Source organism: Stenotrophomonas maltophilia group sp. Smal12, from assembly GCF_037079935.1.
Taxonomy (GTDB): Bacteria; Pseudomonadota; Gammaproteobacteria; order Xanthomonadales; family Xanthomonadaceae; genus Stenotrophomonas; species Stenotrophomonas sepilia.
In genome coordinates, this window is the sequence record NZ_JBAWUK010000034.1 from 26043 (window position 1) to 50091 (window position 24049).

Sequence of the window (24049 nt, forward strand, 5' to 3'; positions counted from 1 at the left end):
ATGACTTCCATCGTTCCCGTCATTCTTTCCGGCGGCTCCGGCACCCGGCTGTGGCCGCTGTCGCGCGCAGCCTATCCGAAGCAGTTCCTGCCGCTGGTCGGCGATGACACGATGCTGCAGGCGACCTGGAAGCGCGTCGCTTCCATTGCTGGCGCAGCGCCCATCGTGGTCGCCAACCAGGAACACCGCTTCATGGCGGCCGAGCAGCTGCGCGAATGCAAGGTGCTGCCGCAGGCGCTGATTCTCGAGCCGGTTGGGCGCAACACCGCCCCGGCCATCGCCATCGCCGCACTGCAGGCCCTTGCCAACGGCGAAGATGCCCTGCTGCTGGTACTGCCGTCCGACCACGTCGTCCGCAACGAAGCGGCCTTCCACGCAGCGGTCAAGCAGGCTGCCATCGCCGCCGAAGGCGGCAAGCTGGTCACCTTCGGCATCGTGCCGACGGCACCGGAAACCGGCTACGGCTACATCAAGGCCGCTGTCGGCGAAGGCGTGCGCGCGGTCGATCGTTTCGTCGAGAAACCCAACCTGGCCACCGCCGAGCAGTACGTCGCCTCGGGCGAGTACTTCTGGAACAGCGGCATGTTCCTGTTCAAGGCGTCGCGCTACCTCGGGGAACTGGAGACGCTGCAGCCGACGATCCTGGCTGCATGCCGCCAGGCGCTCGACAAGGCAGCCCGCGACAACGACTTCATCCGTCTGGATGCCGAAGCGTTCGCCGCCAGCCCGAACGATTCGATCGACTATGCCGTGATGGAGAAGACCGCTGACGCCGCCGTCGTTCCGCTGGATGCGGAATGGAACGACGTGGGTTCCTGGTCTGCGCTGTGGGAAGTGTCCGACAAGGATGCCGACGGCAATGCCTGCCACGGCGACGTGATCGTGCTGGACTGCAAGGACAGCTACGCCTACGGCAACCGGCTGATCGCGATGGTCGGCCTGCAGGACGTGGTGGTGGTGGAAACCGATGACGCGGTGTTCGTGGGCCATAAGGACCGCGTGCAGGACGTCAAGGAAATCGTCGGCCGGATCAAGCGTGATGGCCGCAGCGAAGCCGCCGCCCATCGCAAGGTCTACCGCCCTTGGGGTGCGTACGATTCCATCGACAACGGCGCCCGGTTCCAGGTCAAGCGCATCACCGTCAGGCCAGGCGCGACCCTGAGCCTGCAGATGCACCACCACCGTGCCGAGCACTGGATCGTGGTGAGCGGCACGGCCGAAGTAACCCGCGGCGAAGAGGTGATCCTGCTGTCGGAAAACCAGAGCACCTATATCCCGCTGGGCGTGACCCATCGCCTGAAGAACCCGGGCAAGCTGCCGCTGGAACTGATCGAAGTGCAGTCGGGCAGCTATCTTGGCGAGGACGATATCGTGCGTTTCGAAGACAGCTACGGCCGCGCGTGATTCGACCTGCCCCGTAATGCTGAAAGGACCGGGTAGCAATACCCGGCCCTTTCTCTTTTACCCGTCAGAAAATCAAACGCATCGGGTCAGTTGTCACCGAAAAGATCGCGCGTGTAAACCTTTTCGGCGACATCGGCGAGCGCCTCTGCCATTCGGTTGCTGATGATCACGTCTGACTGCGCCTTGAATTCCACCAGGTCATTCACAACTCGCGAATTGAAGAATTCGTCGGCATCAAGGGCGGGCTCGTGCACGATCACCTCAATGCCCTTTGCCTTGATCCGCTTCATGATCCCCTGGATGCTCGAGGACCTGAAGTTGTCCGATCCGGCTTTCATAATCAGTCGATAGACGCCAACAACCTTCGGATTGCGCGCAAGGATATCAGCGGCGATGAAGTCCTTCCGGGTAGTATTGGATTCAACGATTGCCCGGATCAGGTTCTGCGGTACGGCTTGGTAATTCGCCAGCAACTGCTTGGTATCCTTCGGCAAGCAGTAACCGCCATAACCGAACGAAGGGTTGTTGTAGCCATCGCCGATCCGAGGGTCGAGCGAAATCCCTTCGATGATCTGCCGGCTGTCCAGCCCGTGGGTTTGTGCGTAGGTATCCAGCTCATTGAAGTAGGAAACGCGCATGGCCAGGTAGGTGTTGGCGAACAGTTTGATCGCCTCGGCCTCGGTGGAATCAGTAAACAGTACCGCCACGTCCTTCTTTTCCGCCCCCTCCTGCAGCAGCGATGCAAAGCTCCTCGCCGCTTCGCTGTGGTCGCCCACAATGATACGGGAAGGATGGAGATTATCGTGCAACGCACGACCCTCACGTAGGAACTCCGGCGAGAAGATGATGTTGCGGGTCCCGAACTGCTCGCGCGCCTTTGCGGTGAAGCCTACCGGAATCGTCGATTTGATGATCATCGTCGCCGCCGGATTGATCTCCAGGACCTGCGCGATGACGGACTCGATCGAACGCGTATTGAAGTAGTTGGTGACCGGGTCATAGTCGGTCGGCGTCGCGATGATCACGAACGCAGCCCCTTCGTACGCGTCACGCGGATCGAGCGTGGCCCGGAAGTTGAGTTGCCTACCGGCAAGCGCCTTCTCGATATCCGCGTCCACAATAGGTGACTCTCCCCGGTTGAGCTTCTCGACCTTTTCTGCGATCAGGTCGAGGGCGACCACCTCGTGGTGCTTGGCGAGCAGCACACCGTTGGAAAGGCCAACATAACCGGTACCGGCGATTGCAATTTTCATCGTGCCTCGATTGACATCATCATGTAGTAGCTCGTAACTCGGCAGGCCGCACTCGCAGTAGGCTGTTCTCGGGCCGTCGCCGACTCATCGTCTTGGCAGCACAGCGCTCGGGCGGCTTGCGCGATATCAGTGAACTGGCATGGAGCGTTCATTGTCACCAACAGGAACCGTGGTGGGAACGAGACCGTGATCATGCAACCACGCTCGGCCCTCAAGCACTGCACTGATCCCGATCTGCTGCCCCGCAGCGGCCTCTGGTATCAGGAACGATACGTCACGCACCTCCCCTGGCGCGAGGATCCCAGAGCCGCCAAGTTCAACACGCGAAGACCACGCCCCCGGATCCAGGGCAGCGCCGTTGTGGAAAAGTTGCCAGGAAAGCCGCAGCGGCTGGGGAAGCCCAGCCTGGGTATTCAAAGCCACCGCGGTATTGTTGGTTACCCGTGCTGATACCAGATAACCGCCCGAAGCATGTTTGCGCATGGACGTAACCTGAATGGACACGCCTGCAGCATTGGCCAGATCCAGTACCTCACCGGCGTGCACTGTGCAGGACAGCGGATCAATCACGACGATATTCTCCAATACACCCAAAGCCACCTTATCCGCCGCGGCTACTGCCTCGTTGCTGGTGCCAGCGGTAATGCGATACAGGGCTTGGACGCAGGGCGCGATACCGTCTCGCGCCTGGTATCCCGGTGCGATGTTGCCGGAATAGCCATTCAGGGTGGGCCTACCGAGTTCCTGCGCCAGAATGACACCATCCAGCTCGGAAACGGAGGGGTTGACCTCCGGTCCAGCCGGGTTGAACAGGATGGCATGCTCCGGCAGCGTAAGGGGAAGTTGGTGGCGGAGTGCCTCGATGCGTTCGATCGCCTGCTCCCTGCCGAACTTGTCGGTGCGCAGCGTTGCGGCTTCCACCACCATCACCAGCGCGAACAACGCAGCGACGATCTTCCACGGCAGTGCGCTGGTACGGACGGACTCGATCCCCAGTGCCACCAGCAGTGATAGCGGCAGCACCAGCACAAGGCCGATCCGGGCCATGGCCCGGATCGAGCCGATTCCCGGCAGCTCAGCCAGCAGCAGATACAACGAACGGCCGCCAACCGCCAGCGTGAGAAGCACCAGTATCAGGACAGACGAAGCGGCAACCCAGCGCACACCTGACTTGGATCGCAGCAGGCCCAGCGCTGCCAATCCCAGTATGCCCACACCAAAGAATATCTGCTGCTCGTGGCGCATCGGAACGTCGTGCCCGATCCAGCTGCTTGGAACATGCCAGAGCGCGGAAAAGTCCGCCAAGAGGTAGCTCTGCGGCCTTGGAAGCAATGACAGAACTTCGTCAACCCCACGGCCGAATCCATACAACTTCGAATAATGAAGGTAGGGATACATCAGCACGATCATCGCTGCAGCCGCAGCCATGAGGGTAATCCCCACCAGGACCAGCTCACGGCGAACGGATGGCTGCTTCCATTGCAGCCATTGAGCCATCCACCGACGCGGACCCACGCCTTCGATCGCCCATTGGGCGAAGCACCACGCCACAAGCAGCAGCAGGGTAAAGTATCCCAGATAGATCGAGATGTAGAACTGGGCGACCACCGCAACGGCCAGCCCGGCGATCCAGCGCCAGCGTCCGTCGGCAGAAAAACGCTGCCACAACAACAGCGCAACCGGCATCAGGAAGCGGTAAGTCAACTGAGCGTGGCCGTGCCGGGCAAGGACCGGCATGGCAAAGGTGAAGGCGAACGCCCCAACCGCACTAGCCAAGGGCGAAAAGTGCATCCGACGGAAGACAACGTTGCACACCACATAGTTCGCGACGAACCCTGTCAGGTACCAGAGGTCGAATGCCTGGTAACGATCCCAACCCAGCGCCCTGTACGCAGAGTAGATCCAGGCCGTTCCCCAGTGGTTGTCGGAGAACGTGAGTGCTCCAGGGACTGGATAGAAGAACGAAGGACTGAGCAGGTTCGCATCCAACCCGATCAACCAACGATAGAAGTGCTCCAGTACCACGCCGTTGAATCGAGCATCTGCCATGTCACCCGGTACGCAGGACAACTGGCATGTATGCGCCCACGGAACCAGGATCAACCCCACGGCGAACAGAAACAGGGGCGGCAACCAACGCGAGGCAACAGTAGCGTACGGCCGTGCGCTTGCGGGAGGATCGGAGATCGACATACTGTTCGGTCCGGCTGCTTATTGGCACCGATAGTCTGACGACATTCGGCTGTTTCTGAAGGGATCGGTCAGGGCGTCGGTGTATTGACCCATGAGCAGACGGTGCGTAGGCAGGAGGTTCTGACGATAGAAACGGCTGAAGCCAGCCAGACGCTTACCGCGCGGAGTGAGCTTCACGCAACCGGACTGAATCTCGATCGTCCCGGACTGCAGCTGTTCGGTCAGGCGGACCTCGACCAGGTGATGCTCCCGGACATACTCTTCGGTGAACACCTGCCTAAATGCATCTTCGCGAATACCGCCGCCGCGCTGGTCAAGCTTCTCCAGAATGTAGAACGAAAGCGATCGATCGATCACGGTGGGAACGGATATCGCGAACAGATAGCCGCCAAGAAGCCAAATTGCCCCCAACTGGATCAGTTCGAGTCGGCTGAAATCACGGAACCACTTCAGCAGGTGCAGACCGGCAAAGACCACTACGAGCGCAACCAGTGCATCCAGGATGCTGGCATACAGCACTACGTTGACCCTCAGGTAACGCATGTGTATGTAATAGATCAGCAGCAATGCAACGATGAAGATCGCGGTCGCAAGAAATGCGCGCAGGTACTTGTTCATTTGAATACCAGGAATTTATTGACGAGGAAGCTCAGCACCATCTGCATGCCGGTGGCCAGCAGAAAGCCGATCCTGTAGTCCATGCCCAGGTAATCGGCCCAGACATACATGACAGCGGCGTGCAGAAGTGCGATGAGCACGTAGACCAGGACGAAGTGCGCACCCTGCCTGACGACGCTCGACTGCTGGCCCCGGAACACGAAGTAACGGCTGCCGATGAATGAGACCGTAATGCCGAATACCGCTGCAATGGCGTTGGCCACACTCGCCAACTGAACGTGGAGCACTTCAATGTTGAACTGCAGCACACCATAATGGACGGCGGTTGCAACGACGCCATTTATCAGATAGCGCACTACCTGCCCGCCAAGCACGCCGTCAGCAGCGGCGGGCATGACGCACTTCTTCCACAAATTCATGGTAGCTGCCCGTACCCAGCACCCCGCCGCTGCGCAGCATGCCTGACAGCAGCAGGATGATCAGAGTAAGCGCCGCAGTCTGCAGGAACACAAGCAGCAGGATTCCGAATGCGAGCGAGAACCAGCCCGGGGTTGCAAACCCGGATGCCTTGAGCAGCAATGCAGTTATCCCGCCGACGACGGAAAGCCCTGCCACGAGGGTGCACGCAATCCCCACCCTCACCAGCACGTCTTCGGCAAATACCATCAAGGCACGGAAGCCGTGCAGGGCAAGCCCCACGAAGTTCATCTTGCTGCGACCGGCATAACGCGAGCCGCGGTCAAGCGCGCATGTCTGGATGCGCAGCTTGGAACTCAGCACTGATGCAGCTACATGAGTCCACGTCTCCTGCATGGAAGCCAGACGACGGACTGCCGGCATTTTCGCTGCCATGAAATTGCCGAAGCTGATCTGCCGACCACTGAGCAGCGAGAACAGCCACTTGTAGACGACATAGAACGCCTTGAACTTGAGCGACTCCACACGACTTCTGCGCGTGGCCACGACGACGTCAACCTCATCGGACGCAAGTCCCTCAGCAAGCTGGGAAATACTTTCCGGTGTATCCTCGCCATCAGAATCCATGGCCACCACGATCACGTCGTCGCCGAATGTCTCGGCGACGTAGCTGAGGCCAATCGCAATCGCGCGCTGGTGCCCGACGTTGCGACGCAGGCGTATGACTACGCCTTCCAAACCAGCCGCCTGAATGGCTGACACATCCAGTGGGCGTCGAACTGAACCATCATCAACGGCCACGACGTAGGCATCCAACCCTTGGCTGGCTGCCAGGTTCCGAAACAGTATCGAAGATGCTTCCACATCTTCGTACACGGGCATCACCACGACGGTCCGCATCATCTTCACTCTCACCCCTGCAAACGATGGCGGAAGTAGGCGATAGTTTCCTTGAGGCCATCCTCGAGGCCGACCTTGGGCTCCCAGTCGAAGGTCGCCTTGGCCAAGCGGATATCCGGCTGGCGCTGCTTCGGGTCATCGGAGGGCAGCGGGCGATACTCGATGCTGGAGGTTCCGCCGACCAGCCGCAACACCGTTTCCGCAAGTTCAAGCATGGTGAACTCGCCGGGATTGCCGATGTTCACCGGGCCGGTGAAATCAGCCGGACTATCCATCAACCGCAACATACCCTCGACAAGGTCATCGACATAGCAGAAGCTGCGGGTCTGCGTACCATCACCGTAGATCGTAATCGGCTCGCCCTTCAGCGCCTGGACGATGAAATTACTCACCACCCTGCCATCATTCGGATGCATCCGCGGGCCGTATGTATTGAAGATACGCATGACCTTGATTTCCAGCTGATGCTGGCGCCAGTAGTCGAAGAACAACGTCTCGGCACAGCGCTTGCCCTCGTCGTAGCAGCTGCGGATTCCAATCGGGTTCACTCGTCCCCAATAACCTTCCACCTGCGGATGAATCTCCGGATCGCCGTAGACCTCGCTGGTGCTGGCTTGAAGAATGCGTGCGCCCACCCGCTTGGCGAGACCCAGCATATTGATCGCACCGTGCACGCTCGTCTTGGTCGTCTGAACCGGATCGTGCTGGTAATGCACAGGAGATGCCGGACATGCAAGGTTGAAGATACGGTCCACCTCGACATACAGCGGGAAGGTCACATCATGCCGCATAAGCTCAAATCGCGGATGCTTCAGCAGGCCGTCGACGTTGGCCTTGCTGCCGGTGTAGAAATTATCCACACAGAGCACATCATGCCCTGCGTCAATCAAGCGATCACAGAGGTGAGATCCCAGAAAACCGGCGCCGCCGGTTACCAGTACGCGTTTTTGATCGTGAGCCATGTCTGATGCAGTCCTTGGAATAGGGAGTGGCGCCCGAGCACTGCATTAGCCGCAGTCGTGCTGCCCAGTAGATTGGATTTATTTTAAACCAGGTATGGTATGAACAGCGTTCCGCGCGTTACTCAGCGGCTGCTGCCGCCAGCATCCATTCCAACGTCTGCTCCAGTGGGGGCGTGTCCCAGCCGCCAATCAGGCGCAGCAGCCGCTGGTTGTCCCCGACCAAGACCTTCACGTCGTTTGCACGAACAAATGCCGGATTGATCCGCACCTCCAGCGAGTGCCCGCTCAGCGCACTGCAAAGCTCGACAATATGTGCCAGCGTATGGCCAACCCCGGTACAGATATTCACGACCTGACCGACTGCATCAGACGACTGCAGAAGTTGCCGATAGGCACGCGCCACCGCCCGCACGTCGCCGAAATCGCGCGATACCTCGATGTTGCCAAGTTCCATCACTGGAGCCCGGCGAGCGAAGTGGGAAACGATCTTCGGCACCAGGAACTGCCCCCCCTGGCCGACACCGGTGTAGTTGAAGGGCCGCGTGATGACAATAGGCAACCTTTCCCGCCAGAGCCCCGCGACATGCTCCATGGCCAACTTGCTGACGGCATAGTCGTTCGCAGGTGAGGGGGGTGCGCTCTCGTCCAACGTTCCTGAAGAACGATTGCCATAGATATTTGCGCTGCTTGCCAGCAGGACCTTCTCTATCGGATGTTCACAACGTTCCAGCGCAGACAGCAGATTTCGCGTACCCAGCAGATTGACGTTGTAGAAATCCTCTGCATTGCCGTGCGCAACAAAGGCGACGGCAGCAAGGTGCACCACCATGTCAGCACGGGCGGCGCTGACAGCTGCGGTCAATGCAGCCTCGTCCCTGAGATCAGCCTCTACGAACTGCCCCAGGTCATCAGGGCCACGTCGTGACCCCTGGCCAATTACCTGACAGCCTTGGGCGCGCAGCTCCGCAACCATGTAGCGTCCGGTAAAGCCGGACGCTCCAGTGACCAGAACACGCTTGCCTTCCAGGTCAGAACGAGAATCCACGCTCGTTCCTCTTGAGATCCGCCTCAACCATCATCTGGCAAAGCTGTTCAAGCGTCGTCTGCGGCTTCCAGCCGAGAATGCGCTCGGCCTTCTCCGGATTGCCGATCAGGAGATCGACTTCAGCAGGGCGGTGGAATTTCGGGTTGATCCGCATCACGGTCTTGCCCGTCGATGCATCCACTGCAACTTCGTCGATGTCCTGTCCCTTGAACTCCACGTCGATGCCTGCCCCCTTGAAAGCCATGCGGACGAAATCACGCACGGTTTCGGTCCGATTGGTTGCGAGGACAAACGTGTCAGGCTCATCGGCCTGCAGCATGCGCCACATGCCCTCGACGTATTCCTTGGCAAAACCCCAGTCGCGCTTCGCGTCCAGATTTCCAAGCTCCAGCACGTCCAGCTGCCCCAGTTTGATCTTGGCTACCGAGTCGGTAATCTTGCGCGTGACGAACTCACGGCCGCGCAACGGACTCTCATGATTGAAGAGGATGCCGCTGGAAGCGAAAATATCGTAGCTTTCACGATAGTTGACGGTGATCCAATGGGCGTAGAGCTTTGCTACACCGTAGGGACTCCTGGGATAGAAAGGAGTCTCTTCGATCTGCGGAACGGCCTGCACCTTGCCGAACATTTCCGACGTCGAGGCCTGATAGAAACGGATCTTCGGATTGACGAGGCGGATCGCCTCAAGCAAATTGAGCGCGCCAACCCCGGTAATCTGGGCCGTGGTGCTCGGCTGATCAAAGCTGACACCAACGAAACTCTGTGCGGCAAGGTTGTAGATCTCGTCCGGCTGGATCCGCTGCACCATTGACAAGGATGCGCCAAGATCCGTCAGGTCATACTCGACCAGTTCAAGATCGGGGTGGTTGGTGACACCCACCTCATCCAGCCGCCAGAAGTTTACCGAACTCGTACGCCGATACGTTCCATAGACTTTATAGCCCTTCTCAAGCAGCAACTGGGTCAGGTAAGCACCGTCCTGACCGGTAACGCCCGTGATGATTGCCTTCCTGATGCTCATTGCCACTCTACTCGGTTAGTTAAGAAAGTTGTGCGTCCCGCACTGTCTTCGCAGCGACCCACACCGACCCGTCTCTCTTCGGGCCAGACAGACGATTGATCATACCGCATCTGCCGCGTCCGGATTCGGGGCCGGATTGCCGCCATCTGCCGAGGCGGGTTTTCGAGCAGGAACTGCCTGCCGAAGGCCCGCGTCAGTAGTCCCATCCCCCGTTAAGCAGCAGCCGCATGAATTTGGACGCCGATTCGGACCACGTCAGGCCAAGGTCGACTGGGGCCGCCGGCGGAAGCGATGAAACGAGCAGCCTTGCCAGTGACTCAGGACCATCCAGCGTGAAATACGCTGCATGCTCCCTGGCCACTTCGCGGAACACCGGAATATCACTGAGCAGCAGGGGCACGCCGTGCCGGGCTGCCTCGACAATCGGCAAGCCAAAGCCTTCAGCGGACGATGCCTGCAGCAGCGCCACGGCAGAGGCGTAAGCATGCTCGAGGTCGGCATCGCTCACTTTCTCAAGCCAAAGCAGGCGCTTGCCCGCCTCGGGATGGTCACGCAACCTGGACGCCAAGGCCTCCACGTTCCAGCCTTTCTTGCCGATGATCACCAGCACCATGCTGGAGCCGCGCTTCCACGCCAGCTCGAAGGCGTCAAGGGCAAGTCCGTGACCTTTTCGCGGCTCCACCGTGCCGACCATCAGGACGGCAGGTTTCGCAAACGCGTTGCGGACTACCCGCGAAGGCTCAGCTTTAGCCCCCTGCTCGACCAGATCGCTGCCCAGGTGGACGTGCCCGATGCGCTGGCCACTGCGCTGCTCGGGCGCGACTTCCCGGATCCACGCCTGCAGGTCATCTGCCACGGCACGGGAGATGCAGACAAGCACGTCGCAGTTGAGAACGACGTAGCGCAACCACTGCTCGAACACCGCCGGCATGAAATCCACGCAGTGCTGCGGATGGCGCAGGGGAATGAGGTCATAGACCATTGCTCCCACGCGCCCCCCTGCACGATGCGTATTTGCGATCGAGTGTTCAAAGCGCTCAGTCTTGTCCCACGCCGAGTCAAGCAGGAACAGGACGTCACCTGCCCGCATATCTGACACTGGGCTGCGGCCTGCGTCGGGCACGCCGAGCACGTCACGGGTGAATGATTCAGCCGACACCATCGTGCCATCAGCCACATGCGCTACAGGGTGCACTACGAACCGGGTGGCTTGTTCGCCAAGCAGGCATTCGCGGGCCAGATTGCGCACCACGCGGTGTACACCAGTGCCGTAGTCGGAGTGGACGACTTCACTAAGGTCCAGGAACAGACGCGGAGTGCCTCGCGCCTGCAACGTGCTGGCTACCGACGTTTCAAGCGCGTGATACTCACGGTCTGTTGGAGAGGCCTCTTCGAACACGTCCGCCAGACAATTGGCCAACAGACTGCCGTTTCGCACCTTGACTGTCTGCCCCGACGACCAGAGCGCATCCATGTACGTTCTGGCGGTCAGATCAGGATCATGATGACGGCGGATTTCCCCACGGGCGCCGGTTCCCAACGACCTGCAGGCTGCTTCACTTGACAGCAGCAAGGACAAGGCATCAGCAAGCTCGCTGATGCTTGGCTGGGCAGACACTTTTCGCACCCCCACCGGGGAGAGCTCACGGAACCCAGCGTAGTCGTTGACGATGGTGGGGACACCATACGCCATACAATCGTATACAGCCTTGGAGGTCTCCCCACGGCTTTCCGCCCTGAGCTGGACGGCAACATCGGCCGCGACCAGATAGCGTCGATAGGTGTCCTCGGCGACGAACCCGGTGATTTCTACGCGGACGTCATTGCCCAGCTGCTGGATCCTCCGCTGGATGCGCTCTCCGTACTCGCCACCGTCGCCCCCACCGACAAAGACAAGGCGCACATCGGCCCGGCGCTCCGCGGGCAGGCAGGCGACCGCATCGAGCAAAAGATGATTCAGCTTGGTGTCGGCCATGAAACCGAAGCTGACAATCATCTGTTCGGCAGGCGTGATTCCAAGCTCCGTTCGTGCGAGCGACTTTCCTTCCTGGCCGACGTCTTCCGGGAGGCGCAACGGCATCGGCGCGCGCGTGATCATCGCCCGGGAGGCGCCTGGGTAGAACGAATCAACGACCTCGGCCGAATGTGCGGAATGAACGAGAATGCCGGCGGCGCCCTCGATGACCCCGAGCGATGCAGGGAACTGCATTCTTGCCTCGAGCGGCCCCTGCGCCCTCAGGACCTCCAGGGCGGATCTGCCATGGGACGTCAGCAGCGCCTTCCTGAACGCATCGGGATATCCGCCATGGCTCTCCATGTACCAGAACATGGAGCTGAGATAGACATCATGGAGGACAACCAGCCCAGGATGCTTCCGCAGCAGCTCCACCATGTGCATATGGAAGGGCGAGTTTCCGAACTGGTAGACAATATGTGCGTAGCGTCCCGCACTGCGCTCAAGATCGCGCCAGTGATGGATCCTGTATCTGAAACGAAGATCACCGGTTTCGGCAAGATCCGCATCGGTGTAGAGATCAATGTCGACATAACGGGACAGCGGGGTCAGCAGCTCGGCAACGTAGTCCGCGATACCACTCTTCTGCGGGGGCAGCGGCGTAACCATGGCAATACGCTGGCGGACTCCCTGCCCCATGCGCGGCCCGCGCAGCGCCTTTGCCTTCCGCTCCATTGCCTCACGCCACGCCTGTTCGCACAGCGCGGCAGAACGATCCCATGTGTACTCCGCGGCCCTCTTGATGCCGAACTCACGCAGCTCACCACGGTATTGCTGGTCATTCAGTGCGCGACCCAGCAGGCGCGCCGCCCCCTCAGCATCGGACGCATCGAATGTTGCGTCCTTGCGCGCCATTACTTCGCCCAGGCTCGAGTTGTCGGCACAGATGGTCGGCGCACCACACGCCATGGCCTCAAGTACAGGCAAGCCAAACCCTTCATACAACGACGGGAAGAAGAACGCCTCGCACGACCTGAACAAGCCAACCAGATCCGCATCACTGACCTTGCCGGTGATGACCAGATCATTCGCCGACAGACCCGCATGCTGTGCGAAGGCACGCAACGCCTGTTCGTCACCGACTTGGTTAAGAACCAACTGCACGCCGTTGCGCTCGGATGGCGCAATCCTCGCGAACGCATCGACGGCGCCGATCAGGTTTTTGCGGAAGTCGCCGTTGCCCGTGTAGATCACAAAACGGCCACTGATTCCGAAGCGCTTGAGCAGGTTCTCACGTTCCGCAGCCCCCAACGCCTTGGCAGTGAACTCGCTGCCAACACCAGCATGGATTACCGCAAGCCGTTCGGCGGGGATACCCAGCAGACGCATCGCATCCCGGCGCGTAGCCTCTGAAATGCAGAGCATGACGTCGAACCGCTGCAGGGCCTGAAGGCGGGCTTGATACCATGAGCGATAACTGGCGTTGTCCAGGTATTGCTCGGAAAAGACCAGCGGAATGAAGTCGTAGACCGTCACCGAGCTGATCGCGCCTGGCACCTGGGCCAGGCCCGCCACCCCGCCTGCATGTTCCACGAACCCCTCGAACAGGCTGTTCGCATGCACGATGTCCGGCGCGAGACCGGCATAGTGGTTCATGCAGAGCACCTCCGCAGCAGGCCGGAGACAGTCGGCAGGATGCCCATGCGGCTGCGTCGGACCGGCGTAGTAGTAGCGCGACCACTTGTCTCGCGACAGACGCCCATCCAGGGCAGCCATCACTTCATTCGCTTCGCGCGGATACGTGCCGTCGAGGCCGATGGAGTAATCGACACCTTGGCCGCCGGACAACAGTGCGCCGGTAAGATCAAGCGTGTAGCGACCGATGCCGCGATGGCGGGATGCCGTCTGGCATGCCTGCAAATCCAATGCTATCCGCATTATGTACATCCTAGTTGATTGGTGCCGGACACCCGATGCCACTGCTGGTGCGCGACCGCCTTCATTCGCCTGGCCATTTCGTCCTGCACTTGACGCCTACCGCTTCCACACGGGGTTCCCCAAGCGAATGACACAAGCCTGAGCAACAACATCGTGCATGGAATGAAAACACATCCAGCATTCGTCGATCCAACTGCCGCAGAGCAGACAGAGTCCGTTTACGAGGTTTTCCGCGAGATCACTGCGTAGTCCAGTGGCGCCCTGAACTGTTCGAGGATCCGGTTGATCGACTGGGAGCCCGGCTGACTCTCGTCCAGCAGCTCCGGAAACACGACGTCGCGCGCCTGGGTAAGTCGATCGATTCGCACGTCGGCGAAGCCACGGGAGCGTGTAAGCCACAACAACAGGTCAGGGGGGATCGGGTTGCGATGGGTCGGATCCATGTAGAAGGAGAAAGCACCAACGCTCAGGTTCTCTGGATTGGGGGTTTCCAGAATCAGCATGCCGCCAGGGCGAAGAACGCGATGGCATTCATCGATCAGAGCAATCATCGTTTCAAATGGAAGATGCTCGACGAGGTGCATCGAGGTGATTACCGAGACAGAGCCCGGTGGCATTTTCCGCAGGACTTCAAATGCATCGCCGTGAACGACATCCAATCCCATCGAGCGGCAGGTCTGGACGAACATTCCATTCATGTCTATCCCGCGCCCCGGGTAGCCGGCGTCGCGAACCAGCTCGAGCCACTCCCCGCGACCACAGCCGATATCAAGCACCAGCGCGCTCGACGGATCGGCACCACAGACGAGTTCGACCTCATTCAGATAGGGGCGGACACGCTCCTTGACCAAGTCGCGCGAACCACGGAATGAATCCTCCAGCGCGGCGTACATCACATCCATGTCCGATGCCGGCTTCACAGTACCCTGCGCCTCCGGACCGGGCAGGGCACCGGACGTGCTGACGGAGGAGGGCGCAAGCTCAGCTTGCAGCCTCCCACCCTGCTCCAGCGCGTCCAAGCGATCCTCATCGCGGCTCTGCCGTGCATTGATCGCACTGATGTCAAAATCAAACCGGGTGTAATGATCACGCCTCGCCGCAGCACTTTCCTCGACAGTTACCCGCAGCGCCTCAAGCCTCTGCTCGTGCTCGCCAGCGAATGCCCTTGCCATGTCCAGCTGCCCCCTCAACTGCCGCAGTTCTGCCGCGTCATCCTCCAGTCGCTGCTCCAGCAGGCTCATCCTCACCAACATGCTGGGCCTGCGGACGCTAGCGGGTTCAGCAGGGTCCACTCCGGCCGCCGTCGCTTGGAGCACTTCCGGGCCGAACTCGGATTGGACGATCAGTTCAAGCGAAGCAAGGCGCGCGTCCTGCGCCTCATCGCGCACTCCGGAACGGGACTCGGCCAACTGCAATTGGATCGTGACCTCCCCCAACTGACGCTCGAGTTGAGTGCAGCGGCTACTGGCGAGGCTCGAAACTTCATTCAGAAGCTCACCAATCCGCTGGATCTCGCGAACGCTGTGGGCGTGATTCAGCGACTCGGTGCGGGCCGCGCGCGGCAGGCGGATGGCCGCATGGGCCCATTCGATGACAGGACCCACAAGACGCTTACGCTTCCAACGCTGCAGTGTCCACAGAAGGCGCAGCCGATGGATGCGGGTACCGCGCTGCTCGCCCTCGCGAGACCAGCGCAGGGCGCCCAGCACCTCAAGCTTGGTTATGCTGCCATCACGCAGCCGCTGCGTATACATGGCCAATGCATCTTGGTCGACCGGTCGACCGAGCATTGCACGGTAAGCATTATCGACGAAGTCCACATCCTCGTATTGCAGCAGTTCCTGCAGCGTGTATTGATGCTTATCGGCGATCTGCGCGTTGTCCGGCGACCAATGCGGCGCCTGCTCCCGGCCTTGCTGCGCATCGCCGCTGCGCTGGGCCGATCGCATTGCGAGCTCGTGACGCACCTGTTGCATCAAAGCCCCTGCCTTCATCTCGTGCGGAGACGTCATTCCATGGTCCTCACTTCAATTGCACCGTCGGTAGCCTCTTCCTGCCATTCAATGCGTGATGGCAACCAGGCTGAACCGACGAAATGCTGATGGGTGATGTTGGCAACTTGAAAAACCGTGGCCAGATCACGCCACTGGAAATTCTTCACAAGGTGGGTTTCAGTGCTCGACAAGGCTACCGAAACGGAATAACTGCCCGGTCCCAGGTTGAGATGGAACGATACGCTGAAGCGGATACGTTGACCCGGCGACAGGTCCCCAAGGACCTGCTCCGTGTAATGCGTGTTGGTGCCATAAATCGGCTGCCCGAGCCGATCCCTGATCATGTAACCAAACACCAACCTGTCGATCGGCTCATGTATTTCAACCGCGACATCCAGTGACACTGCCTCTCCAACACCCACGTATTCAACGGCCTCGCCAGCGGAATTACGCAGAGTGATCGACCCAAAACTTGCCTCACCCGTCCCTGAGACCGTCTGCACCGGCCCACCCTCTTCCCGCACGGTCAGCAGCTTGCTGTTTTCTTTTTCGGCGATCAGGGCATTGTAGTAATCAAACACCTCACGGGGCTCTCCATCGAGCAGTTTCTTGCCGGCGACGAGCAGGATGGCGCGGTCGCAAAGCGCCTGTACGGCCGTTGGGTCATGCGAGACGAACAACAGCGTGGTGCCAGCGGCACGGAAGTCACGAATCCGCTGGAAACACTTATGGACGAAATAAGCATCGCCCACCGACAGCGCTTCATCCACGATCAGAATGTCCGGGCGGGTCGCGGTTGCAACACTGAAGGCGACACGGACCTGCATACCGCTTGAATAAGCACGCACTGGCTCATCAAAATAGGATCCGATCTCCGCGAACTTCTCCACTTCCGGAACGATCCGCTCGATGTCCTCCCCCGAAAAACCGAGCAGCCCCGCGGCATGGCGGACGTTCTCGCGCCCACTCAGCTCCGGGTTGAAGCCCATGCCGAGCTCAAGGATGGCGGCCACCCGTCCAGTCAAGCGGATTTCACCCTCAGTCGGACGCGCAGTGCCGGTCACCAGCTTCAGCAACGTGCTCTTGCCTGCGCCGTTCTGCCCGATGATACCTACCGCTTCACCGCGGGCAACCTCGAAATCGATGCCGCGAAGCACCCAAGTTTCAGAGTCGGGTTTGGGGTTCGCTCCAAACCATTTCGCAAAGCGCTTCCACTCGCTGCCCCAATGACGATATGCCTTGCCGACACCGGAGACGAAGATTTCGCCGCTCATAGCATGTCCACCATTTCTGCATTTGCCTTGCGGAAGACCACAAGCGCCGCCACGCCCATGATGACCGAAGCCAGCGCCAGCCACCCCAGGTCACTCCAGTAGGGGTCGCGACCATAGACGAGAACGTTCTGATAGCTCGCTATCAATGGGTGCAGCGGATTCAGACGGAACCAGGCCTGTGTGCTGGCCGGCAGGATCTCCAAGCTGTAGACGATGGGAGTGAACCAGAAAAGTGCCTGCAGCACGACAGGGACGACCTGCCCGATATCGCGCACGAACACATTGAACACACCAAGCAGGGTGCCCAGCGAGAGCGACAGGAGCAGAGTGATCAGGATCAGTACCGGCAACCAGAGCGCATGCGCATCGGGAAAGTGCCCCAGCGCCGCAAAGACCAGAAAAATGGCGAGTAATAGCAAGGCATTCTGCACCAGCATCGTGCCAGCGAGGATGATGGGCAGGCAGATGCGCGGGAATGCCATCTTCTTCATCAGGTTCGCGTTGTCGATGAACAGGCTGACTGATTTCGTGATCGTCTCGGCGAACAATGTCCAGCCCAGGGTGCCCGCCATGAGGTAAAGCGCGTAGGCGTACTTGTTGTCGATTCCCGGAAGCTTGGCGGAGAGCACTTCCGAAAGAATAAGCGCAAAAATGAGGACCTGGGCCAGCGGATGAATGATCATCCACATGGTGCCAAGCTTGCTGCGCAGGAACCGGATCTTCAGGTCACTGCGGATCGAGGAAAGGATGAAAAAACGGTATGCCCATATCGAGCGCATCATGTCACCCATGGTTCTCACCTACTTTGTTCATTCCTGCCTTGATTTCCCGGACTCTGTTCAGGATGATGCGCGCCGCATTTTCAGGCGACAGGCGCGCGAGCACGGCCGTCCGCGCTCGCGCACCCAGCCGCGAGGCCGCGACAGGATCGTCGGCGAGTTTCCGCATGGCAGTAGCGGCGGCGCCAACGTCTGCCTCTGCCCACTCAGCCCCGTCGGGGTGGGGATAGTCCCCCTCCCTCACAGGTATCCTGCGGAATTCCACCAGCAGTGCGCTTTCGGAATCCATGAACTCAAGATTTCCAGACCAGCCCGTCGCAATGACAGGCTTGCCAAGCGCCATGCACTCCGCAAGTCCGAGGCCAAAACCCTCTGCACGGTGGAGAGACACATAGGCATCACAGCAACGCTGCAGGGCGTTCAGATGGGCACGATCGATGACGTCATCGCGGATAATGATGCGGTCATCTCCCTCACCGGCACTCAGCAACTTCCGGAACTTTTCCGGATGGCGGAAACCATTACTCGATTTCACCAGCAGGCGGACATCGTCCCGATCTGCAGGGAACGCGGCGCGAAAGGCCGACAGAACCGCGAATGGGTTTTTCCTTTCAATCCAAGAGTTAAAATCGAAGGTAGCGAGGAAAGTGAACTTCCCCTCCTCCAAGCCGAAGTCCTGACGCTGCAGGCCGCTGTCAGGTAGAGCACTTAATGGAAGGGGGACGCGCAGCACGGGTTTTTCGGTGACGCGTCGGAAAGCATCCTCAACGAATTCGCTAGCCACCATGATTTCATCTACCAAGGCCAAAGCATCAAGCCACTCGTCGGGAATCTTCTCCAGCTCCCAGAACCAGCAGGCGATCAGATAACGGCCACGCAGTCTTGCCTCACCGATCTGCTCCAGGGCCGGCTTCAAATAGTCAGGATTGACGAAGATGATGCTCACTTCGTGCGGTGCATCCGTGCCTATCCACGCGTCAAGGCTGCCATCTTCCCAGCCATGCGGAAGCGCCAGGTCAATATCGTACAGCGCGACATCCGCGCCGTAATCGATCAATGCGCGTGCATACAGGCGAGCGCTTTCAGCCAGGCCAAATTGGCCACGCATGTATCCCAACAGGTTGAGACCCGGACCATCCGCCTTTGCCGGCATCCTGACAGAGTGGTAAGCGACGCGCTCCAGACCCAGATCCCAGCGTGGAGTGCGCGGGAACCGGGCGCTTGCACTCGCGCGCGACGCGAGCAAGGACGACGCCCAGTTGCGCCATCGCGGAGGAAGCTGGCGGTAGACAACTTGCAGTACACGCTGCTCCCTGATCCAGGCCGACAGGTTGAGCAGGCGCAGGCCGGGCCTGGCGCCTTGACGGCGTGTCAAACGGTCGGCCTCGTTACTCATGTACCGGAAGCGCCTTTTCCAGATCCACCTGCAGGTCCCCCAGCTCCTCCACGCCCACGCTCAGCCTTACCAGCGCATCACTGATCCCCAGCTGCTCACGCCGTGCCACCGGAATAGAGGCATGCGTCATCACCGCGGGGTGGTTGACCAGACTTTCCACACCGCCCAGCGACTCGGCCAGGGTGAACAGCTCGGTCTTCTCGCAGAAACGCTTGGCCGCCTCGAAACCGCCCTTCAGCACGATCGAGACGATGCCGCCGTAGCCGTTCATCTGGCGGGTAGCCAGCTCATGCTGCGGGTGCGAAGGCAGGCCCGGGTAGATCACCTTCTCCACTGCCGGGTGCTTGTCCAGCCACTGGGCCAGGGCCAGCGCGTTGGCGCAGTGCGCCTTCATGCGCAGCGGCAGGGTCTTCAGGCCACGCAGGGCAAGGAAGCTGTCGAACGGGCCTTGCACGCCACCCACCGAGTTCTGCAGGAAGGCCATCTGCTCGACCAGTTCGGCGTTGTCGCCGGCCACGACCATGCCGCCGACCATATCCGAGTGACCATTGAGGTACTTGGTGGCCGAGTGCAGCACCAGGTCCGCGCCCAGCTCCAGCGGCCGCTGCAGCATCGGCGAGGCGAAGGTGTTGTCGACCACCACGATCAGGCCATGGCGCTTGGCGATGGCGGCCACCGCGGCGATGTCCACGATCTTCAGCATCGGGTTGGTCGGGGTCTCGATCCAGACCATCTTCGTGTTTAGCGTGATCGCCGCTTCGAAGGCCGACAGGTCGGTCAAATCGACAAAGCTGAAATCCAGGCCGGCCGTGCGGCGGCGCACGCGCTCGAACAGGCGGAAGCTGCCACCGTAGATGTCGTCCATCGCCACCACGTGGCTGCCGGCGTCCAGCAGCTCGATCACGGTGGAGGTCGCCGCCATGCCCGAAGCAAAGGCGAAGCCACGGGTACCGCCTTCCAGCGAGGCCACGCAACGCTCATAGGCGAAGCGGGTCGGGTTGTGCGTACGCGAGTACTCGAAGCCCTGGTGCTCGCCCGGACTGGACTGCGCATAGGTCGAAGTCGCGTAGATCGGCGGCATCACCGCGCCAGTGCTCGGATCCGGCGACTGGCCGCCATGGATGGCCAGCGTGGCCAGGGCCAGCGCGCGGTCGGGCGAAGAAGGGTTGGACATGTCGTTTCCTGCAGGACGCCGGTGACGGCGCCGTCAAAGGATCGGGAGTCTATCAGCGCCGCCTTAACGGATTTTGACGCGGATAGACCAATATGAATGCGCGAATTCCGCGGATCGTCGCGTTACTGCACGCGGCGGCGCAGATAGTTCAGCAGATCGATGCGGGTGATCAGGCCGAGGAAGGTGCCGCCATCCATCACGATGGCCACCTGGCCGCGGTCGAATACCGGCAGCAGGGCCTCGATCGGCGACTTCACGTCCAGGCGGTCCAGCTTGCTGACCATGGCCGTGGCGACCGGATCGCGGAAGCGGGCCTCGTCACCATAGACATGCAGCAGCACGTCGCTTTCATCGACGATGCCGACCAGCTGGTCGCCGTCCATCACCGGCAGCTGCGACACGTCATACAGCTTCATGCGCTGGTAGGCAGTGGTCAGCAGGTCGTTCGGGCCGATTACGACAGTGTCGCGCTGGCCATACGGGCGCAGGATCAGGTCGCGCAGGTCGCCGTGCTGCGGGCGCTCCAGGAAGCCGTTGTCCAGCATCCAGTAGTCGTTGTACATCTTCGACAGATACTTGTTGCCGGTGTCGCACACCAGCACCAGCACCTTCTTCGGCGTGGTCTGTTCCTTGCAGTACTTCAGGGCCGCTGCCAGCAGGGTGCCGGTGGACGAACCACCGAGGATGCCTTCCTTGCCCAGCAGCTCGCGGGCGGTGTGGAAGCTCTCGGCATCGGTGATCGCGTAAGCCTTCTTGACGCGGCTGAAGTCGGAGATCGACGGCAGGAAGTCCTCGCCGATGCCTTCCACCAGCCAGCTGCCCGACTTGTCGTTCAGGTTGCCGTCGTTGATGTACTCGGCCAGGATCGAGCCGACCGGATCGGCCAGCACCAGCTCGGTCTTCGGCGACAGCGTGGCGAAGGCGCGCGACAGGCCGGTCATGGTGCCCGAGCTGCCGCAGCCGAACACGATGGCGTCGAGGTCACCGCCCATCTGCTCGAGGATTTCCGGGCCGGTGCCGAATTCGTGCGCGGCCGGGTTGTCCGGGTTGCCGAACTGGTTGATGAAGTACGCGCCCGGGGTCTGGTCGGCGATGGTCTTGGCCAGGTCCTGGTAATACTCCGGGTGGCCCTTGGCCACGTCCGAACGGGTCAGGCGCACTTCGGCGCCCATCGCCTTCAGGTTGAAGATCTTTTCGCGGCTCATCTTGTCGGGCACGACCAGGATCAGCTTGTAGCCCTTCTGCTGCGCCACCAGTGCCAGGCCCAGGCCGGTATTGCCGGCAGTGCCTTCGACCAGGGTCGCGCCGGGCTTGAGGTCGCCGCGCTGTTCCGCTGCTTCGATCATCGACAGACCGATGCGGTCCTTGATCGATCCGCCCGGGTTGGCGTTCTCGAGCTTCAGGTAGAGCTCGCAGACACCGGTATCCAGGCGCTGGGCCTTGACGATGGGGGTCTGGCCGATGAGTTCGAGGACGGAGGAATGGATGGGCATTCGGAAACTTCGCTTCGCGCCACGCTGGGCCGGACAGATGATTATCCGCCGGATGGCTGCGAAAGTCAGGAGCCGTGGGCGTGCCGACCATCGGTCGGCACCCACCACGGTACGGCCGGCACCCACCAGCTGAGTCTTTGTAGAGCCGAGCCCATGCTCGGCTGAACGCCCAAGGGGATGCGGACGGCCCCGGATCGACGAGGAGACCGGTACCGCCCGCATCGGTGGGCTGAGAGTATGCACGGGTGCAGGCCGTTGCCTGCGCGCCAAGGCACCACCGCCTGTGGTGCCTTGGCGGGGTCACGCCGTTCCCGGCGCGACCGGAGCGTCAGTGCGTGGGGGACGTCGTTGCGAGCGGTGTTTCGTACATCCGCATAAGGCGTTGCTTGGCCAGCAGCTTCTCGCGCTTCATGCGACCCAGGGTGACATCATCGATCGGGAGTACACCCAGCTCCGCGTCCATGCACTTCTTGTTCAACTTGCGGTGCTGGTCATGGAGTGCCCGGAACTCCGGATCACGCGCGCGACGGGCGTCGATCTCGCTCTGGGGCTGATCTTCAAACATGATGGACCTCCTTCGACAGATACACGAACGTCCCTGCCGCAAGGCACGGGGCGTTGTTCATGGAGGAGCGCCGGTCGATTTCCACATGGGTGCCCACAACCACCTGCTGCACTGGCCTGCGCATGTCGGTCTGCTGCGGTTCGCGCCCTGCTTTCATCGGCCCGGCCCTCCCATCGTCCGGTCCGCGGCATTGCGTCCCGGACGATTGACCCTACGCCTGCTCCGGGCCGGGTACAAGACCCCCGCGACAAAAAGACCGAACCCCGCCGGGGCGGGGTTCAGGCTGAATGCTCAAAGCAACGAAAAACAAACGAATTCAAGTAATTACGGGGCGATGATGACCTCGGCCGAGCGGGCCTTGGTGGACGCCGCCTTCTTGCCGCTGACCTGGATCCGGCTGCTGGCGACACCGGCTGAGACCAGCGCATCGCGGAGGGCTTCGGCGCGCTTCTGGCCGACGCCATTGGCGCTGTCATAGGCCTCGATCCGGACCCGGCCCTTCTTGCCGATGTTCAGGTATTCGGCCAAGGCCTTGGCTTGGTTCTTCGCACCGCCGGACAGGCTTGCCGCACCGGCACCGAAGGCATCGCCACCGAGGGTGAAAACCTCGCCGCGGGCATCGAACTTCGACCCCGGCAGCTTCTGCCCGGACACCAGCTCGGCTTCTTCGCGGGCCAGCTTGGCGGCGTTCTGCTGGGCCGAGCTGAGGCGCTGCTGCTGCTTGCCGGCCACGCTGGTCAGGGCGTTCTCGGCGTCCTGGCGGGCCAGGGTCTCGGCTTCGGCGGCCTGGCGCAGGCGCTCGGCCTCCTCGGCCTGCATCTGGGCCTGCATGCGCAGCTGCTCGGCTTCCTGGCGGGCGCGGGCGGCGTCGCGGCGGCTGGCCTCGATCAGCAGGTCGCTGCGGGTGCGGTCCAGACGGTCGACCTCGCGGGCGGCCAGGGCGGCGCGCACGCTGGTTTCGGCAATCTCGACCCGGCGCTCGGCCAGGTAGGTGGCCAGTTCTTGGTCGCGGCGCTTGGCCTTGTCCAGGGCGGCGATGGCCTGCTGGGCCTGCATGCGCTCGAAGGCGGCCAGCTCGGCGGTGTCGGGATTGGCCTGGATGTTCCTCAGGCGCTGGCTCAGCTGGCCGACCATCGGGTTGTCGGCGGCGACAGCCAGGGCCGGCAGTGCCAGCGCGGTGGCCAGGGCCAAGGCGGAGATCGACTTCATCGGCGGTCCTCCCCGGTCGACAGCTGGCGCTGCAGCTGGTTGACCTCGTTGCGGCGCAGCTGCAGCTGGGCGGTGGCGGTGGCTTCCTCGCTGCGGGCACGGGCCAGATCGGCGTCGGCCGCGGCGCGCAGGGCCAGTGCCGGGGCGTTCTTGCGCTCGCGGCGGTCGCCGGCGGCGCGCTGGGCCTGCTCCAGCCCCTGGCGGGCCAGACCGATCAGGTCCGGGGCGTACTGGTCGGCGTCGGCCTGGGTGGCCTTGTCCACCGCCTGCCGGGCCTGGGCCAGTTCCTGTGCGCCGTCCTGCGCCCAGACGGGAGCAGAGAGTGCGAATGCAAACGCCATCACATACAGGCTGTGGCGCATTCGTGCGAAGCTAAGTCGTTTCATTGGGGAGGCCGTACCGGTTTTCGGTTCACGGCCATTGTCGTCAAGCCGACACCGTGCTTGCAACGGGCGCC

At 61.2% G+C, this 24049-nt stretch carries 19 protein-coding genes; 1 reads left to right on the forward strand and 18 read right to left on the reverse strand.

Annotated features, from left to right (window positions below):
• Nucleotides 1-1404 carry a mannose-1-phosphate guanylyltransferase/mannose-6-phosphate isomerase gene (locus WDC87_RS14890; RefSeq protein ID WP_252744563.1) on the forward strand — a complete coding sequence of 468 codons (1404 nt, stop codon included), beginning with the start codon at nucleotides 1-3 and terminating at the stop codon, nucleotides 1402-1404.
• A gap of 86 nt (nucleotides 1405-1490) precedes the next feature.
• Here WDC87_RS14890 and WDC87_RS14895 read toward each other — a convergent pair whose 3' ends face one another.
• The 18 genes from WDC87_RS14895 to WDC87_RS14980 all read right to left on the reverse strand — a co-directional run bounded on the left by WDC87_RS14895 (nucleotide 1491) and on the right by WDC87_RS14980 (nucleotide 23954).
• Entirely contained in the window at nucleotides 1491-2657 is a 1167-nt protein-coding gene (locus tag WDC87_RS14895) for a nucleotide sugar dehydrogenase (protein WP_164082343.1), read from the reverse strand.
• A 126-nt stretch (nucleotides 2658-2783) separates the two neighbouring features.
• The gene (locus WDC87_RS14900; protein WP_252744562.1) at nucleotides 2784-4706 is read right to left on the reverse strand and encodes a hypothetical protein; all 1923 of its coding nucleotides are present in this window, start codon (nucleotides 4704-4706) and stop codon (nucleotides 2784-2786) included.
• A gap of 162 nt (nucleotides 4707-4868) precedes the next feature.
• Nucleotides 4869-5468 (reverse strand): hypothetical protein, encoded by a 600-nt coding sequence (locus WDC87_RS14905; RefSeq protein WP_004141639.1) that lies wholly within the window; start codon nucleotides 5466-5468, stop codon nucleotides 4869-4871.
• Nucleotides 5465-5863, reverse strand: a complete 399-nt coding sequence (locus tag WDC87_RS14910; RefSeq protein WP_239505192.1) for a GtrA family protein — start codon at nucleotides 5861-5863, stop codon at nucleotides 5465-5467. Before WDC87_RS14910 ends, WDC87_RS14905 begins: the two co-directional genes overlap by 4 nt.
• Nucleotides 5847-6785, reverse strand: a complete 939-nt coding sequence (locus tag WDC87_RS14915) for a glycosyltransferase (RefSeq protein ID WP_164082360.1) — start codon at nucleotides 6783-6785, stop codon at nucleotides 5847-5849. Before WDC87_RS14915 ends, WDC87_RS14910 begins: the two co-directional genes overlap by 17 nt.
• 11 nt (nucleotides 6786-6796) lie before the next feature.
• Entirely contained in the window at nucleotides 6797-7747 is a 951-nt protein-coding gene (locus WDC87_RS14920; protein WP_004141633.1) for a UDP-glucuronic acid decarboxylase family protein, read from the reverse strand.
• A gap of 118 nt (nucleotides 7748-7865) precedes the next feature.
• Nucleotides 7866-8792: an NAD-dependent epimerase/dehydratase family protein gene (locus WDC87_RS14925; protein WP_164082346.1), complete on the reverse strand. Its 927-nt coding sequence runs from the start codon at nucleotides 8790-8792 to the stop codon at nucleotides 7866-7868.
• A complete protein-coding gene (gene gmd, locus WDC87_RS14930) occupies nucleotides 8776-9816 on the reverse strand; it encodes a GDP-mannose 4,6-dehydratase (RefSeq protein ID WP_004141629.1) in 1041 nt (346 codons plus the stop codon). The genes WDC87_RS14925 and gmd overlap by 17 nt, the downstream gene beginning before the upstream one ends.
• Before the next feature lie 193 nt (nucleotides 9817-10009).
• The gene (locus WDC87_RS14935; RefSeq protein ID WP_204323517.1) at nucleotides 10010-13708 is read right to left on the reverse strand and encodes a glycosyltransferase; all 3699 of its coding nucleotides are present in this window, start codon (nucleotides 13706-13708) and stop codon (nucleotides 10010-10012) included.
• 218 nt (nucleotides 13709-13926) lie between these two features.
• A complete protein-coding gene (locus WDC87_RS14940; RefSeq protein ID WP_252744561.1) occupies nucleotides 13927-15720 on the reverse strand; it encodes a methyltransferase domain-containing protein in 1794 nt (597 codons plus the stop codon).
• Entirely contained in the window at nucleotides 15717-16976 is a 1260-nt protein-coding gene (locus WDC87_RS14945; RefSeq protein WP_004141619.1) for an ABC transporter ATP-binding protein, read from the reverse strand. The genes WDC87_RS14940 and WDC87_RS14945 overlap by 4 nt, the downstream gene beginning before the upstream one ends.
• Nucleotides 16973-17767, reverse strand: coding sequence for an ABC transporter permease (locus WDC87_RS14950; protein ID WP_004141616.1), 795 nt, complete (start codon nucleotides 17765-17767; stop codon nucleotides 16973-16975). Before WDC87_RS14950 ends, WDC87_RS14945 begins: the two co-directional genes overlap by 4 nt.
• Nucleotides 17760-19151, reverse strand: a complete 1392-nt coding sequence (locus WDC87_RS14955; protein ID WP_164082349.1) for a glycosyltransferase family 4 protein — start codon at nucleotides 19149-19151, stop codon at nucleotides 17760-17762. The genes WDC87_RS14950 and WDC87_RS14955 overlap by 8 nt, the downstream gene beginning before the upstream one ends.
• A complete protein-coding gene (locus WDC87_RS14960; protein WP_164082350.1) occupies nucleotides 19144-20325 on the reverse strand; it encodes a cystathionine gamma-synthase in 1182 nt (393 codons plus the stop codon). Before WDC87_RS14960 ends, WDC87_RS14955 begins: the two co-directional genes overlap by 8 nt.
• Nucleotides 20326-20447: 122 nt before the next feature.
• Nucleotides 20448-21818, reverse strand: a complete 1371-nt coding sequence (locus tag WDC87_RS14965; protein WP_108767639.1) for a pyridoxal-phosphate dependent enzyme — start codon at nucleotides 21816-21818, stop codon at nucleotides 20448-20450.
• Nucleotides 21819-22146: 328 nt separating this feature from the next.
• Nucleotides 22147-22383 carry a YdcH family protein gene (locus WDC87_RS14970; protein WP_004141535.1) on the reverse strand — a complete coding sequence of 79 codons (237 nt, stop codon included), beginning with the start codon at nucleotides 22381-22383 and terminating at the stop codon, nucleotides 22147-22149.
• 324 nt (nucleotides 22384-22707) lie between these two features.
• Complete coding sequence (locus WDC87_RS14975; protein WP_164082351.1) at nucleotides 22708-23592, reverse strand: hypothetical protein; 885 nt, start codon at nucleotides 23590-23592, stop codon at nucleotides 22708-22710.
• On the reverse strand, nucleotides 23589-23954 hold the full coding sequence (locus WDC87_RS14980) for a DUF4398 domain-containing protein (protein WP_079220525.1): 366 nt from the start codon (nucleotides 23952-23954) through the stop codon (nucleotides 23589-23591). The genes WDC87_RS14975 and WDC87_RS14980 overlap by 4 nt, the downstream gene beginning before the upstream one ends.
• Nucleotides 23955-24049 lie beyond the last annotated feature (95 nt).